This window comes from Streptomyces sp. NPDC006314 (assembly GCF_040613075.1).
Lineage (GTDB): Bacteria > Actinomycetota > Actinomycetes > Streptomycetales > Streptomycetaceae > Streptomyces.
Genome location: NZ_JBEXRL010000028.1, coordinates 1 through 14720 on the forward strand (window position 1 = coordinate 1; position 14720 = coordinate 14720).

At 68.7% G+C, this 14720-nt stretch carries 11 protein-coding genes and 3 pseudogenes; 8 read left to right on the top strand and 6 right to left on the bottom strand.

What is annotated here, in order from left to right; all coding sequences use genetic code 11:
• Window positions 1-141: 141 nt before the first annotated feature.
• Window positions 142-885 (top strand): annotated as a pseudogene (locus ABZ079_RS33305) (IS5 family transposase); the annotation flags it as partial.
• Between the two features lie 138 nt (window positions 886-1023).
• On the opposite strand, the gene ABZ079_RS33310 reads toward ABZ079_RS33305, so the two are convergent.
• Both ABZ079_RS33310 and ABZ079_RS33315 read right to left on the bottom strand, forming a co-directional pair.
• A complete protein-coding gene (locus ABZ079_RS33310) occupies window positions 1024-1545 on the bottom strand; it encodes a hypothetical protein (RefSeq protein ID WP_356943196.1) in 522 nt (173 codons plus the stop codon).
• Between the two features lie 105 nt (window positions 1546-1650).
• Window positions 1651-2415, bottom strand: coding sequence for a DeoR/GlpR family DNA-binding transcription regulator (locus tag ABZ079_RS33315; protein WP_356943197.1), 765 nt, complete (start codon window positions 2413-2415; stop codon window positions 1651-1653).
• A gap of 163 nt (window positions 2416-2578) precedes the next feature.
• Here ABZ079_RS33315 and ABZ079_RS33320 point away from each other — a divergent pair, with 163 nt between their 5' ends.
• The 4 genes and pseudogenes from ABZ079_RS33320 (at window position 2579) to ABZ079_RS33335 (ending at window position 5011) form a co-directional block, all read left to right on the top strand.
• Window positions 2579-3817, top strand: a complete 1239-nt coding sequence (locus ABZ079_RS33320) for an MFS transporter (RefSeq protein WP_356943198.1) — start codon at window positions 2579-2581, stop codon at window positions 3815-3817.
• Between the two features lie 60 nt (window positions 3818-3877).
• Window positions 3878-3982 (top strand): annotated as a pseudogene (locus ABZ079_RS33325) (IS5/IS1182 family transposase); the annotation flags it as partial.
• A gap of 301 nt (window positions 3983-4283) precedes the next feature.
• Window positions 4284-4643 (top strand): annotated as a pseudogene (locus ABZ079_RS33330) (DUF4232 domain-containing protein); the annotation flags it as partial.
• Between the two features lie 164 nt (window positions 4644-4807).
• Entirely contained in the window at window positions 4808-5011 is a 204-nt protein-coding gene (locus ABZ079_RS33335) for a hypothetical protein (RefSeq protein WP_356943199.1), read from the top strand.
• 280 nt (window positions 5012-5291) lie between these two features.
• On the opposite strand, the gene ABZ079_RS33340 is transcribed toward ABZ079_RS33335, so the two are convergent.
• Window positions 5292-6005: a DUF4386 domain-containing protein gene (locus tag ABZ079_RS33340; protein WP_356943200.1), complete on the bottom strand. Its 714-nt coding sequence runs from the start codon at window positions 6003-6005 to the stop codon at window positions 5292-5294.
• A gap of 177 nt (window positions 6006-6182) precedes the next feature.
• Here ABZ079_RS33340 and ABZ079_RS33345 point away from each other — a divergent pair, with 177 nt between their 5' ends.
• Complete coding sequence (locus ABZ079_RS33345; RefSeq protein ID WP_356943250.1) at window positions 6183-6839, top strand: TetR/AcrR family transcriptional regulator C-terminal domain-containing protein; 657 nt, start codon at window positions 6183-6185, stop codon at window positions 6837-6839.
• A 960-nt stretch (window positions 6840-7799) separates the two neighbouring features.
• Here the strand turns inward: ABZ079_RS33345 and ABZ079_RS33350 are convergent.
• Window positions 7800-9434, bottom strand: a complete 1635-nt coding sequence (locus ABZ079_RS33350) for a M4 family metallopeptidase (RefSeq protein WP_356943201.1) — start codon at window positions 9432-9434, stop codon at window positions 7800-7802.
• A 694-nt stretch (window positions 9435-10128) separates the two neighbouring features.
• Window positions 10129-10587 (bottom strand): hypothetical protein, encoded by a 459-nt coding sequence (locus ABZ079_RS33355; RefSeq protein ID WP_356943202.1) that lies wholly within the window; start codon window positions 10585-10587, stop codon window positions 10129-10131.
• Between the two features lie 17 nt (window positions 10588-10604).
• On the opposite strand from ABZ079_RS33355, the gene ABZ079_RS33360 reads away from it, so the two are divergent.
• On the top strand, window positions 10605-10835 hold the full coding sequence (locus ABZ079_RS33360; protein WP_356943203.1) for a hypothetical protein: 231 nt from the start codon (window positions 10605-10607) through the stop codon (window positions 10833-10835).
• A 294-nt stretch (window positions 10836-11129) separates the two neighbouring features.
• On the opposite strand, the gene ABZ079_RS33365 is transcribed toward ABZ079_RS33360, so the two are convergent.
• On the bottom strand, window positions 11130-12572 hold the full coding sequence (locus ABZ079_RS33365; protein ID WP_356943204.1) for an FG-GAP-like repeat-containing protein: 1443 nt from the start codon (window positions 12570-12572) through the stop codon (window positions 11130-11132).
• Window positions 12573-13242: 670 nt separating this feature from the next.
• Here ABZ079_RS33365 and ABZ079_RS33370 point away from each other — a divergent pair.
• The gene (locus tag ABZ079_RS33370) at window positions 13243-14403 is read left to right on the top strand and encodes a hypothetical protein (RefSeq protein WP_356943205.1); all 1161 of its coding nucleotides are present in this window, start codon (window positions 13243-13245) and stop codon (window positions 14401-14403) included.
• The last annotated feature ends 317 nt before the right edge of the window (window positions 14404-14720 follow it).

Here is a 14720-nt window from a genome sequence, read left to right on the forward strand (position 1 = left end):
ATCAACCACAACCCACAACTGCCGTGGTCCTTCCTCGCCCACACCGGACTCACCATCCACCCACCCCACCCACCGAACTTACGAAAAGATCAGTAGGGCGTGTATCGAAAGCGGATCTCGAGCTGTGGATGATCACGGTTCATGGGGCGGGGTGATCTCACGGATGAGCAGTGGGCGGTGTTGGAGCCGTTGTTGCCGAAGGGAGTGAAGGCGGGGCGGCCGCCCGTCTGGTCCCGACGGCTGCTGATCGACGGCATACGGTTTCAGGTCCGGACCGGTGTGCCGTGGCGGGACGTGCCCGTCGAGTACGGTCCGTGGGGCCGAATCTACGACCTGTTCCGCCGATGGCAGCGCGACGGCACTTGGCAGCGGATCCTCACCCGACTCCAGTCCCTGGCCGACGCGAAGGGTTTGATCGCGTGGGATCTGAGCGTCGACTCAACCGTGTGCCGCGCCCATCAGCATGCGGCCGGGGCTCGCAAGCAGGGTGACCTGCAGAAGGAACCACCGGGCGGTGTCTTCGCCGAGCCCGGCGATCACGGACTGGGACGCTCGCGCGGCGGGTTCCCCACCAAGCTGCACCTGGCCGTCGAGCAAGGCCAGAAGCCCATGTCGATCGTGATCACGGCAGGGCAGCGCGGGGACTCGCCGCAGTTCGAACCCGTACTGGAGAAAGTCCGCGTGCCCCGCCTCGGACCGGGCCACGCGTCCGCCCCCATCGGGTCAGTGCGGACAAGGCGTACGCCTCCCGCAGGAACCGCGCCTACCTGCGCCGCCGCGGAATCCGCTGCACTATCCCGGACAAGGCCGACCAGGCACGCAACCGCCAAAAGCTCGGCTCCCGCGGCGGCCGCCCACCGTATTTCCGACCCGGGCGACTACCGCCAGCGTCACGCGGTCGAGTGCGGAATCAATCGCCTCAAGAGGCACCGCGCTGTTGCCCGCGGTATGACAAGCTCGCGGTCCGCTACGAGGCGACTGTCCTCGTCGCTGCCATCAACGAGTGGCTGTGACCCTCGGCCGTCACGCGGTGGGATCCACGTTCCACGCCTCCGGCAGATCGCTGCCGCAGAAGACGCAGACGAAGTCGTCCTCGCGCACGATGTTGCGCTCCTGGCAGTCAGGGCACCGCCGGAACACCACCTCGTGGGTGAAGCCGGAGGGCCGCCCGAGCCCTACACGGTCCAGAGCACGGGCGACTGCTGGCCAGGAGGTCACGTCCGGGCAGTAACCGGTGGACTGGTTGCTGACCTCGCCCACGGCCCACCAGTCCGCCTCCCGCACGAAGCCGATCTCGCCAGCACTCAGAACCATGCCACCGCCCGCACAGGCCACGTGCTCGCTTCGCCGCGGCGCCAGCCGAAGCACACCATCCATACCGACCACGAAGGTAAACGGTTCGGCCAGCTCCGCCGCCGATTGCTCCACGATCCAGCCACCGAAGTCAGCCGCCGAGCCGATCCGACGCCCGCCGTCACCAGGCCGGACCGCAGCCTTCAGCTCGACCGGTCCAACGTATCGATAACTCCGCCCCCGCCCACTCACGTCAGCCAACCTAGAGCACTTCCGACACACGCCCTAGCCCGGGCTGCCCGGCGCTCAGGGACGGCGAGGGAGGGGCGTTCCGTGCGGGGTCGGCTGCCTCGCGGCTCAGTCCTCCGGATGTACGACCTTCACGCCGCGTGCCTGCATCGTCTCGACCACCGGATTGTCCGGCGACGCGTCCGTGACGACCAGTGCGATCTCCTCCAGCGAGCAAATACGGCTGAGCGCCGTCCGGCCCAGCTTCTCGGCGGTGGCCACCAGGATGACGCGCTGCGCGGACTCGACGGCCGCCCGCTTCACCTGGACGTCGTCGAGGTTGTAGGCCGTGGCTCCCCGGGCGGGGTCCACCCCGCAACAGCCCAGCACGAACGTGTCGAAGCACAGGTCTTTGAACGTCTGGACGGGGGTCTGGCCGTAGAAGGAGAGCTCTTCCGGGCGGACTTGGCCGCCGGGCATCAGCAGCTGGACACCGGGGAACGAGGAGAGAACGAAGGCCGCGTGCAGCGACAGCGGGGTGACCGTGAACTGCCGGTTCTGCATGGCCTTGGCGATCGCCACCGACGTCGTACCCGTGTCCAGCGCAATCGTCTCGCCGTCCGTGAGCAGCGTCAGCACCGTCCGGGCGAGCCGCTCCTTGGCCTCCGCACCCGACATGGCGCGGATCGCGTAGGGCGGTTCGACCCCGCCCGGCAGGTTGCTCACCGCGCCACCACGCACCCGGCGCAGCGCGCCGCGCGACTCCAGGACCTCCAGGTCGCGGCGGATCGTCATTTCGGAGGCCCCGGTCGCGCGTGCGAGGTCGGCGACGGTCGCGCGGTTCTCGCGCATGAGCAGCTCGATCACGAAGTTGTGTCTGTCCATCACGTTCATGCCCCTACTGAAGCGCATCTTGCGGGCTGGGAGAACTCCGGGTGGCAAACAAGCCACCTGTTCAAATGAACACAGTACATGAGAATATCCTCGGGACGTCTGTGCGATCCGCGCAGCTTCACGCATGTTCCATGCGCAGTCAGCCATCACCCTGAGGAGTCCGATGTCCGCAACAAGCCGGCCCGAACCATCCAGAGCCCCGGGTCCGCTGTTCACGACCGCGGCGATCGTCGCTTCCTGCGCCGGGTTCGTGGTGATCGGAGCCTTCCAGGCCCTGTACGGGCCCGCGATCCCCGCGCTGCGAGGCAAGTACGACATCAGTCCGGCTGTCGCAGGGCTCAGCCTGAGCGCGCACTTCATCGGCGCCCTGGTCGGTGTGCTCGTCTACCACCTGCTGCGCGAGCGGCTGAGCCAGCGCACTCTGCTAGGCGCCTCCTACCTGCTCATGGCGCTGGGGGCGGTGGCGTTCGCCTTTTCGCCGAACTGGACCCTCGCCCTGGCCGGCTCCTTCATCACCGGTCTCGGCTTCGGCGGTGTCGACTACGGCCTCAACCAGTTGTTCGCCGTCGGCTTCGGCCGACGCAGCACCGCGATGCTCAATCTGCTCAATGGCCACTTCGGTGTCGGCGCGATCGCGGGACCTGCCCTGATCGGCTGGTTCGGCGCCGACAACTACCCGGTGATATTCGTGGGCTCCGGCGTCGTCTGTCTGCTCATCCTGCTGACCCTGGGCGGCGTGGCCGCTCGGGTTCCCGGGCCCGACACCGAGACCGCGGCGGTCGCCGCCAGCCCGCGCGTCCTGCCGATCATCGCCGCGTTCATCGGCGTCTACGTGCTGCACGTGGCCATCGAAACCGGCGTCGGCGGCTGGGAGCCCACCCATCTCGAGACCGTCGGCTTCGCCGCAGCGACCGCCGCCACCGCCACATCGGCGTACTGGGCCGCCATGACCATCGGGCGCTTCGTCGTCGTCCCGCTCAGCCTGCGCTTCTCGGCACCGTCGATCCTCACGGTCTGCTGCGCGGGCATGGCGGGTTTCCTCCTGCTGGCGACCGTGCCCGCGGCGGCTCCGTACGCCTACTTCGGGGTCGGCCTGGCCATCGCGCCGATCTTCCCAACCTGTCTGCCCTGGCTGAACCGGGCAGTCCCGAGCATCAGCGCCGCCGGCGCCTACGTCATCGCCGCGTCGATGATCGGCGGCGTCACCTTCCCGCCGCTACTCGGTGTCGTCATCGACGGTCTGGACGTCAAGGCGCTGCCGACCGTGCTCTTCGGGCTCGCGGTCGCGTGCATGCTGCTGAGCTTCTGGCTGCGCCAGAACGCCCCCGACCACAGTGGGGAACTGCCTTCACTCACCGACGCCGCCCCCAAGACGGCCGCATCCCCGGGAGTCCAGACATGAAAGCTATGCTGCACGTGAGTGCACTCGACATCGCCATTACTCTCTGGGTGATCCAATCGCGTGCTCAGAGGCAGGAACTGGCGCGTTGGGCGCACACTGGGGTGGATCATGAACGCCCGCCGCAGCGCAGGCGGCTACGAGCACCTCCCGCAGCACTCCGAGGCTCACCTCCTCTGAGGTAGTCGTCCACGGCAGCGAGATTCCATCCGAACCCCGCATGGCCCGCATCTACCTGTGCGGTGAGGCAGCAGCGGTGCACTGGGTCCCGCAGGGGGTGTCTTCGCCAGGGGGATTCTCATGGCACGGTGGACCCTGGCGGTCTCCGCTCTGGGGCTGGTGGCACTGCTGGGGACCGCGGCCTGCGGGAACGATCAGGGCCCGTCCGACGCTCGTCCCGCCGCATGCCGAACCTCCCAGCTGGGCTGGAAGATGACGCGTCTGCCCGGCAAGCAGTCAGAACACGCCGGCGGCCACGCTCAGCGCCGAGAACAAGGGATCGAAGTCCTGCGCCTTCGACGGCTACCCGGACATCGACGTGTACATCGGCAAGGGGCCGTCGGCCGGCGGGAAGCCGAAGAAGGGGGCCACACCGGTCCATCTGGAGCTGAACCCCGGCCACACCGTCGAGTTCCCGCTCTTCTACGGGGCGACGGCCGCCCCGGGCGACGGTTGCGAGGTTCCGGCCGAGTACGACCCCAGCATCACCGTGGTGCCCCCGCACACCAAGGACGGTTCCTTCGTCAAGATGACGGATGCGAAGGGGCGTCATGTGCGGGCGCAGGTCTGCGGCGTCGACATCGAGCTGGGCCCGCCCCAACTGCGATGAGGACCATGTGCATTGATGAGGAACACGTGAATCATCGTGTGCACGCGTGCGGCGGCCGTGTGATCACGGCCGCTGCGACCGCTGGCCACTGTTCCGCCAGTGTTGGGCGCAGCGGGGGGCGCAACCTGATCCTCACCGCCGGGCACTGTGTCAGCGTGAAGTCCATGTTCGTGCCCATGTACGACCACACCGGGATCTTTGCGGTCGACAAGTGCTTCCGTGACAGGCGGTACGCCTCGGACAAGAGCAAGAACCCCGACATGGACTACGCCTTCGCGAGCCTGAAGCCCAACGTCCGCAACAACGTCCGGGACGTCATGGCCGCCAAAACGCCCTCGCCCGTACGCCCGGCTATGCCAACAGGGTGACCGTCACCGGCTACCTGGAGGTTGCGCACAACGCGCAGGACCAGGCGGTCCGCTGCCCCAACGTCTCCCCAACCGCGCTGTCCGGCTACTACCAGATGCAGATCGACTGCGCGGGCATATGGGGCGGGGGTCTCCGACGGGCCGTGGTTCTCCAAGCTCGACGCCTCCGGCAACACCGGCACGCTCTTACCGGGTGACGTACCGGATGGTGCGCCGGAGCCGCGGAAGGAGATATCTCCGCGGCCCACCTCGCTGTGCGGTCGCCGACCGCAGGGTCCGGCTACAACGCTGCCGGCTGCGGGGTGCTCGGAAACGGCGCTGAGGCGGGGTGCGCCTCAACCGGAGTCCGGAAGCCTTTGGCGAGCATGAAGAGGGCGAGGCAGATCTCCCAGGCGAACACTGGGATGGCCGCGAGCGCGGCCCAGAGTGAGATCTGGTCGATGAGGCCGAACATCTGGGCAGCGCCCGAGGTGAACACCAGAGGACCACCGATGAGTCCCAGCACGGGGATGAACCGGGGCACGAGCCGGGACCGGTACAACAGGTAGGCCAGGAGCACAGTGTTGGTCCCGCACACCAGGCTCGGGCCCACCAGGAAGGTCCAGTTGTGGAGGGCGACCATCGCCTCTCCGAGAGGGACAGCGCCGGACCGGACGGCCAGATCGTGACGCAGGGTCACCACGGCGAGCAGCGGGACGACTCCGACAGCGATGACGGCGGCTTCCAGGGTACGCAGCCCGACATAGCCCAGCGCCACCGCTTCGTTCGTGCGCTTGACGACGGGGAACAGCGCGACGGACGTGCCGACGATCGACAGCGCCAGGACCACCTCGAGCAAGGCCCCGAGGACCACCTGCGCTTCGGGGCCCGAGCCGGTGATGAAGTGGGCGTCGCTGAGGAGCGGCCGGTACAGGGCCAGCGCGGTCACCGACGTGACGTGTGTGACCAGGTACAGAGCACCGGCTATGACGGCGGTTCTGCGGGTGGATGCCATGGTGACCTCTCGGATCGCAGGGGCGTACGGCGTACACCTTTGAGGGAGCTCGACCGTAGGTGTACTCTGTACACCGTGTCAAGTGCCCGATCTCCACGCCCCACGCCGGTGCAGCCAGACCCCACCGCCGGGACCGGCCGGCCGGCCACCCGAGCGCGGCTCAATCGGAACCGTGTCCTGTGCGCCGCGGTCGCACTTGCCGACAGGTCCGGCATCGACGCGGTGAGCATGCGCCACCTCGCCCAGGAGCTGGGAGTGGTGCCGATGGCGCTTTACAAGCACGTGGCGAACAAGGAAGAGCTGCTCGACGGCATGGTCGACGTCGTCATCGGCGAGATCGAACCGCCTGCTGGAGATCCGAACTGGAAGCAGGCAGTCCGACGACGCGTCCTCTCCGCGCGACAGGCCCTGCTCCGTCACCCGTGGGCGACGCAGGTCATCGAGTCCAGGGCTCAGGCCTCCCCAGTGGTCCTGGACCACATGAACGCCCTGATCGGCACCTTCCGCGCCGGCGGACTCTCGGCCGACCTCACCCACCACGCGATGCACGCCCTCGGCAGCAGGATGTGGGGCTTCACCCAGGAGGTGTTCCCCACCTCCCCGCCTCCCGCCGACCCGGAACTGCGCGAGCGCATGTTCCGCGACGTCGCCCTGCGGTACCCGCATATCGTCGAGGTCGCCACCGCCGGCGCCCACGACCCCGATTCCGCCGTCGGCAGCACCTGCGACGACCAGTTCGAGTTCGAGTTCGCCCTCGACCTCATCCTCGACGGAATCGATCGACTCCACCAGGCGTCCTGGACCTCTGCACCTGCCGGCGGCCGCGACCGCTGATCTATGAGCAGGCGGAGGCCGAGCAGCAGACTCGACCGCCTTCAACCTCAGGCGCCGGCTCCGTTTACGCGTCCTTCCCGAACCGACCGATGGCCGCTGACACACGAGCCCAGTCGGCAAGGTCCCTCGCTTCACAGCTGGCCAACCCCATGCCGAGCAGAGGCGGTACCAGCGCGATGAGATACCACGCCATGTCTGCGCATACTGCTGCTTCACCCATAGGCCCGTGAGACGTACGAGGCGATCGTCGGCGCGGTCACGGATCTCTGCGGGCACCCCGGACGCTGCTGCTGGCCGCCACGACACCGAACGGCGCCTGCAGTACGCCGGCCGCACCACGACGCCGGCTCTAGTCCGCCGCCCGGGAGGTCACCGGCCTGCTGGCACCCGCCCGAGGCGAGCAGCCGTGGAAGGGCTGAACGTTCTCCGTCGGGTGAGGCAGCAAGGTAAGGCTGAACGTCACCTGTGCGCCGCGAAGTGGTCGTGGAAGTCGACACAGACGTCACCCGCGACAGCGCCGGCCGCTGGAGGCACCCCGCACCTTGGCACCGCCCGCGGCCCGGTCTCTCCCCCGGCGACGTACCCCTGTTCACCCGCCCGGGATAGGCCGGGGGGCCGGTGAGCGCCGTCATGAGCTGTCGCCGGACTGGCCTGGCGCCGGGGCCGGCGGTCGGGTTCGGGCACGGTGATCCGGCGGCCGCGGCGCGCCAAGGCCTGGTCGGCGATGTGGGCGTCCAGGCCGGGCGGGAACGCTCGTCCGCGCGGGCGACGGCACCGCCTTCGCCGTCCAAGCGGCGCTCGCTGGGCGACGGTTCCACAGCACGTCGCGTACGGCCTCCCTGCTTCTCAACGCCGAGAGACCGCGAAGCCGCTCGCCCTGACGCAGGCGGAGGTCAGAGTGCAAGCTCACGGACAGGGCGGCAGCCGAGTTCCGGCTGCCGCCCTCCGGTTGAGCGGGTGTCAGTTGACGTTGACCGCGGACCAGGCTGCCGCAACCGCCTTGGATTCGGTGCTGTCGGCGCCGTACAGGTCGGCTGCCGCCTTGAGGGTGCCGGTGCGGGCGCCCGCGTAGTCGGTCGTCGAGGTGAAGTAAGTGGTCAGCGCCTTGTACCAGATCTGCAGCGCCTTGTCCCGGCCGATACCGGTGACCGTGGAACCGTCGGACGTCGGTGAGTCGTAGCTCACCCCGTTGATCGTCTTCGCGCCGCTGCCTTCCGCGAGGAGGTAGAAGAAGTGGTTGGCGACGCCGGACGAGTTGTGCACGTCCAGGTCGCCCACGCTGGAAGACCAGGAGTCGGCGGAGCCGCCGTCCTTGCTGGGCTTGTCCATGTAACGCAGCGGCTTGCCGTCGCCATTGATATTGATCTTCTCGCCGACGAGGTAGTCACCGACGTCGGAGGAGTTGTTGGCGTAGAACTCCACGCCCGTGCCGAAGATGTCCGAGGTCGCCTCGTTCAGCCCACCCGACTCACCGCTGTACTCGAGGCCCGCGGTGTTCGAGGTGACGCCGTGGCTCATCTCGTGGCCGGCCACGTCCAGCGAGGTCAGCGGGTTGGAGTCCCCGGAGCCGTCGCCGTAGGTCATGCAGAAGCACTTGTCGTCCCAGAACGCGTTCACGTAGGAGTTGCCGTAGTGGACGCGCGAGTAGGCGCCGACACTGTCGTTCTTGATGCCACTGCGGTCGAAGGCCTTCTTGTAGAAGTCCCAGGTCTCCTGCGCGCCGTAGGCGGCATCGGCCGCGGCGGTCGCCGCGTTCGACACGGCTCCGTCGCCCCAGGTGTCGCTGGGCTGCGAGAACAGGGCGCCGGTGCCGGACGACCCGTGGTCAAGGTTGTACGTCTTGTGGCCGCCACGCGAACCGTCGGTGAGGTCGTACGACGAGCCCGACTGCGTCGTCGTCAGGTCCACTTTCCCGCTGTAGTGCGTGTTGCCGACACCGGTCTCGATGCCCTGGTACTCAAAGAGTTTCTTACCGGAGGCCGCGTCGGTGATGACATGCAGCTGGTTCGGGGTGCCGTCGTCCTGCAGGCCGCCGACGATCGTCTCGTAGGCGAGGACGGCCTTGCCGGAGCCGGCCCAGATCACCTTGCGGGCACCGTCCGCGGTGGTCTTGGCGGAGCCGAGGGTTCTGGCGGCGGACACCGCCTGCCTCTCGGCCTTGGCCGCGCTGATCTGCGGCGTGAGCGAGGCCACCTTGATGGCCGACTTGGCCGCCTTGGTGACACCCTCGGTCCTGCCCGACGTGGCGGTGTGGACGACGAGGTCGCCGCCGAGCACCGGCAGGCCCGCGTAGGTGCGCTCGTAGCGGGTGTGCACGGTCCCGTCGACGTCCCTCACGACGTCCTTGACGACCAGCTTCTCCTTGGCGCCGAGGCCTATCCTCTGCGCGGTCGCGGCCGCGTCGGCCTGCGCCTTCTGGATCAGGGTGGTACGGGCAGCGGCAGACAGACCGGCCGGCGCGGCGGCGAGGTGGATCTTGCCGGTGGGCTGGGCCGTGGCCGTGGTGGTCAGTGCGGTGCTCAGCAGGGCTCCGGCGGCCACGGCAGTGGCAACGGCCAAAGTGGTGCGCTGGTGACGCGCGTAGCGGGGGGTCACACAAACTCCTTCTGTGGGGGGAAAGTCCGGTCGGTATGGGGCCGGCCAGATCGGTTGCGGAGGTTGCGGTGCTCGTGCGGCGGGTGAATAGAGACTGACATTTACGTCATGTACATGTCACTACTCGGAAGTGATGTCGGCTGAAACTTGGCTGTTCGCAGACAGTGCCGGAAGGGGCACGAACGCCGTCCCGTGAGGCGGCTATTCCTGGCGGCAGTCGGCTTTACGGGGTCAAGCAGGGTGTCCGGTTCGGCGGTTGAGGCAACCGCATCAAGGGCAGCGGACCGGCCGCATCGCGCCGTCTGTGGACGCCTCGCCTGGGCTGGGATCGGACGCGGCGTGCCATCGGCTCTCTTGGATCAGTGACCGTGGTGTCGTCGTAAGCGGAGTACCACGAGCCGCTGATGGGCTGGCAGCCATCGGGTTTGCCCTGGACGTCCTTGCCGTCATGGGCCAGGACATCCTGGCGGGTCGTGCAGCGGTCCGGCTGGATGGACCAGATGTCGAACTCGCCTCGAGAGCGAGAGCGGGAGCGGCCGACAGGCCGACAGGCCGACCATGACCAGTCCAGGAGCAGACCGGCGGCGGGCAGGCCGAAGAAGGCGCGGCGCATGAAGTCTCCATAGGATGTGGGGGGTTGGAGATGCTCACACGAGAAAACCGCAGCCGTGACCGCGTCCGCTACGCGCGTGGATCAGATACGACAACTCCCCCACGCCACCTTCACCAGCACAGCACGATCAAAGACGAGCGGGCCGAACCGATATGTCTGGACATCGAAGGAAGCGGTGGAAGGTGGCGGCGGTACGAGGACAGCGCGAAGGCGGCTGAGCATCGCCCGCCACTGCTTCCAGTCCTCCGGGTCGACCCGATTCGAGGCGGGCCCGGCCTCGTCGCCGGCAATGCGGGCGAGGGCTTCGTCAGCGAGTGTCCGAAGGTCGCCGGGCCGCTGGGCGAGCCAGGCGGCCAGACTCGTCGCCTCCCTGTCTGGGAGCAGGTCGATCGGACGGCGGGTTTCGACGTCCATGAGGACGGTGCCGCAGTGGCGACCCTTGCGGGTGGCGTGCTCCTCGACACCGACCACCCGCGGCGCGGGCACTTCCGGCTCGGACAGCACGTCGACCAGGCGCGGGACCGTGCGGCTGACGGACATGCCTGGGGCTTCGCGCCATGTACTTCGGCGGGCGCGACGTCATCGTCCAGCACGACACCGGCTACGGCGACTGGGTGATCACCGCCTACGGCCGCACCGAGGAAGCCCTGCACCGGCTCGCCGACAGCCTCGGCCTGGACTGGTCGAAGGAGATCGGGGAGCCGGAGGGCCACGGGTGTAGACGCCGGCCGCAGTGCCGTGGTCATGCCGTCGCCGAGGTAGAAACTCGACGGAGCGGCCGGTTGTAGGCCGGGTTCTGTCAGGCGAGGGGCGTGCGGTGCGGAAGCCGTGCAGTAGATGGGACGGTTCACACCCGCCGGGGCCGGGCACAGGCCGAAGGCCGGACCGGCCGGGAGGGGGGACAGGCAAGGTCGTGTGGGTGCCGTCTCGGCGGGCGGCCTCGGGCGGTCGAACCGGGGTCGACGCCCGAGGCGTCGACCAGGGCATGAAGCCAAACGGTTGGGCTTGCTCGGTCATACCGAACAGACCAGGTGGGTTTTCTCGACGCGCCGCGTTGTCGATGATCCGGCCGCGTCCGGGTTCTAGTCGAGGAGGGTGTCGCCGATCCCAGAGCCGCGGGCGACGCCGTACTCCTTGGGGCCGAAGACGGTGACGTCGCCGGTGCTCAGGCCGTTGCTGGTGCCGCGCAGCTGCCAGACGGCCCCGCTGCCCTGATTGTGGTAGACGTCTTCGCCCGGCGCGGCGACGGCGAGGTCTGCCTTGCCGTCGCGGTTGAAGTCGGCGAGGCGGACCTGGGAACCCAGGACGTCGTTGTTCTCGGTGCCGCCGGGGATGCCGGGGCTGTCCTGCGAGTAGCGGGCCGCGCCGGTGGTGGTCAGCCCGCCGGCACCGCCGCGCAGCACCAGCACCTCACCGGCCCGGGTGACCCGGCCCAGGGACTCGTAGGGAATGCCGATGGCGAGTTCGGCGCGGTGGTCGCCGGTGATGTCGGCGATGGACAGTGCCGCGCCGAAGTTGTCGTCGCGCTCGTTGGCGCCGGGGACGCCGGCGGTGTTCTGGTGGTAGACGTGACGCGTAGGGCTCAGACCCGCGTTGTGGTGGGGGTCGCCGTAGTGCACCGTGACGTAGCCCGCGTCACTGCTGGGATCGGCCAGGCCGTTGGGGTAGAGACGGGAGTCGGACAGACCGATGGCGAGGTCGTCGCGGCCGTCGCCGTTGAGGTCGCCGGTCGCCACGGCGTTCCCGCCGGCGAGACGGGTCAGCTCGGAGAAGTAGCCGATGTCCGTGCCGCCCGCCTGGCCGAAGATCAGGGTGGCTTTCTGTTGGACGACGGCCAGTTCGTCCTTGCCGTCGCCGTCGAAGTCACCGGCCGCGATGTGCCAACTGCCGGCGATGGGGCCTTGCGCGGGCACGTCACGGCCGGCCGGTGCCTTGGTGTGGGTGAAGGTCCCGGAGTACAGCCACAAAGCCGTCTGTCCGGTGACGGCGACGTCCGGGGCGGAGTCTCCGGTGAAGTCACCGACGGCGATGTCGGCACCGAACAGGCGGGAGGAAAACCCCCTCCCCGCCGGCAGGGTGAGGGCATTTCGGAAGGGAGAAGCTCCGCCCCACAGCACGGTCACCGAGCCGCTCAGCGACGTGCTGCCCACACTCTCTCCTTCGCTGCCGACCAGCAGGTCGGCGTACCCGTCGCGGTCCACATCACCGCTGGCGATGCTGCTGCCGAAGTTGTCATCGTTCTCGGCCCCGCCGGGTATCCCGGCGGAGTTCTGTGTGAGGTAGACCCGCTTGCTGGTCAGGCCGCGGGCGGAGCCGAAGGCGAGGAGAACGGCGCCGGCGTGCTTCTTGCCGTTGACCGTCTTCGCGGGCATACCGATGGCCAGGTCACCGTATCCATCGCCGTTGAAGTCGTCCGTCAGCTTGGACGGAGCGGCTACGGCACGGTCGGCCGAGACGGCCAGCAGGCTGCCGGTGAGCGAAGCAGCGATGGCCGCCGCCACGGCGAGACGGACTGAGTGACGCAACGAAACCCCCTATACGACAGGGACACACGGCGGCGTCCCCGAACTGAACCGACGGCCTGCACCTCGTGGGCTCAGCGGACTATCCCTGATCACGAGCTGCACAACGAAGAAGAGACCTGCGAACGCCCCCGATGGTTGTGCCACGACTCCACGGATGATGTTTCGCGCGAAGGATCCATCGGATGCGGGAGGTTGGAGATGCGCACACGAGCCAACCGCGACCGCGCACGGTCCGCTACGCGCGTCGCCGAGCTACGACAACTCCCCCACTCCGCCTCAAGCCCGCGGTAACGGCCCATAAGGATCCGTGCCGCGGCAGAGGTTCCCGACGAGTGTGTTCGCCGCATAGCTCCCGTGCAGAGGACCGGCGTCCCCCTGCCCCGCTTCCGCCCGGCGGACCGGTGAGCACTGGTCGGTCGATGTCTGTCGGGGCCTGGCCCTCACCGTCCGGCTCGCCGACCGCTTCGCCTCACCCACCGGACCCCGCCCGAGCCGGCCAGCCACTCCCCCGCGCTGGGGCATACCGCACACGGCGTCTACCCGCCGCTCCACCTTCAGCGCCCCGGAGTCGCGGGACGCCGCCGCTCAGGCAGCCCAGCGCTGCCCTGGGCTGCCTGGACAACCACCGACCCGGCCTTCCCCTCGTCCTCCGTGAGCGAGAGGGGGCGCCATGACGGCGGGCTGGCAGCGGGTTGTGGTCTTCGGTGTATGTGGTGGAGTGCTGAGTTGCGGGGGCCTGGCGCGGCCGGCCGCGGCCGCCGAAGACCCTCCGACGATCAGCCAGGCGTCCGCGGGCCCACGCCCCGGAGAGGCCATCGGTATCGATCTGCTCAACTACGAACGGAAGCCGGGCGTGGACCTGGTGGCCGAATCGCCGGTCTTCGCGGCCCCGATCCGGATGGACGACCCTGCCGGGGACACCGATGGGGAAGGCGTCAAGGCGCCCATCCCGGCGTCGGCCAAGCCCGGATCGTATCCGCTCACCGCCAGGGCCCGAGGCAAGGTCGTGGCGCGTGACACCATCGATGTCCAGCCGCCGAAGCGTCCGTCCATCGAAGTGGACGGAGACGGCGCGAGGCGGCCAGGCACCACGGTGGATCTGTTCTTCGACGACCTGTACCCCGGAGAGACCGGCAAGACCTTCACGGTCCATTCCACGGCGTTCACTTCGCCGGTCCGCCTCGCACACGACAAGGACTCCTGGAACAACGCCCGCACTTTCAACGCCTTCGACGTGCCGTTGCCGCACACCCTCCGCGACGGGACATACGCGGTATGGGTGACGGATGCGGACGGGGAGCGGAAGGCCGCAACCCGGCTGAACGTCCGCTCGGCCCGCCCCGGCGACGACGACTATCTGGGCAAAGCCACGAGCCCCGCGTTCTTCAGGAAAGAGGGCCATCTGTTCAACGCCCGGGTTGAGGGCTTCACTATCGCGGCGGGCAGGACGGTGTATGTCAGATGGCAGGACGCGAACCCGGACCCCGGGGAGGAGGGGCGGATGACCGCGACCTCCCCGGCGTTCCAGGCCCCGGCCAGGCTGAAGTCCGATCTCGTCAAGGGGCATGAGGGAGATGACCCGATCTTCTGGGGTCCGGCGCGGGTCAAGCCCGGCCTGAAGCCGGGCTCGTATCCCGTCACCGTCGTCAGCCACCGCGGGCGGGTGAAGAAGACCGGCTACCTCACCGTCACCCAGGGCACCGCTCGGGACGACGGTGAGGACGGACTGCCCACCGCCCTAGGGGTGGGTGCGGGCACCGGAGCTTTCGCTCTGGTCGCCGCCGTCGCGGTGCTGCTGGTCCGGCGGCGCAGGAGGCCGTCCCTCTCCTGACCCGGCGGCCCCGAAGCGGACCCGGCTACCCGATTCAGCGTCCACCACGAGCTCGGTTCCCAGCGCGGTCCGTGCCGCGGCTTTGCCCGTGCCGTCGATGCTCGTGCGGCGGCCATGCGGCTCGCTGAGGCCGCCGACTGGCGCATACCCGTGGAGGACTTGGGAGCAGAGCACGACGCAGCCGGGTACGCCGAGGAAACCGGCACGGGTCGTCAGGTGCGCGCGCTGCAACCGCTGCCCTCCCCGCTGGGGCCGTATACCCATGCCAGTTGAGTACAAGTGCTCAGGCGAGCTGTCCGGATCCGCTCGTAGCGTCC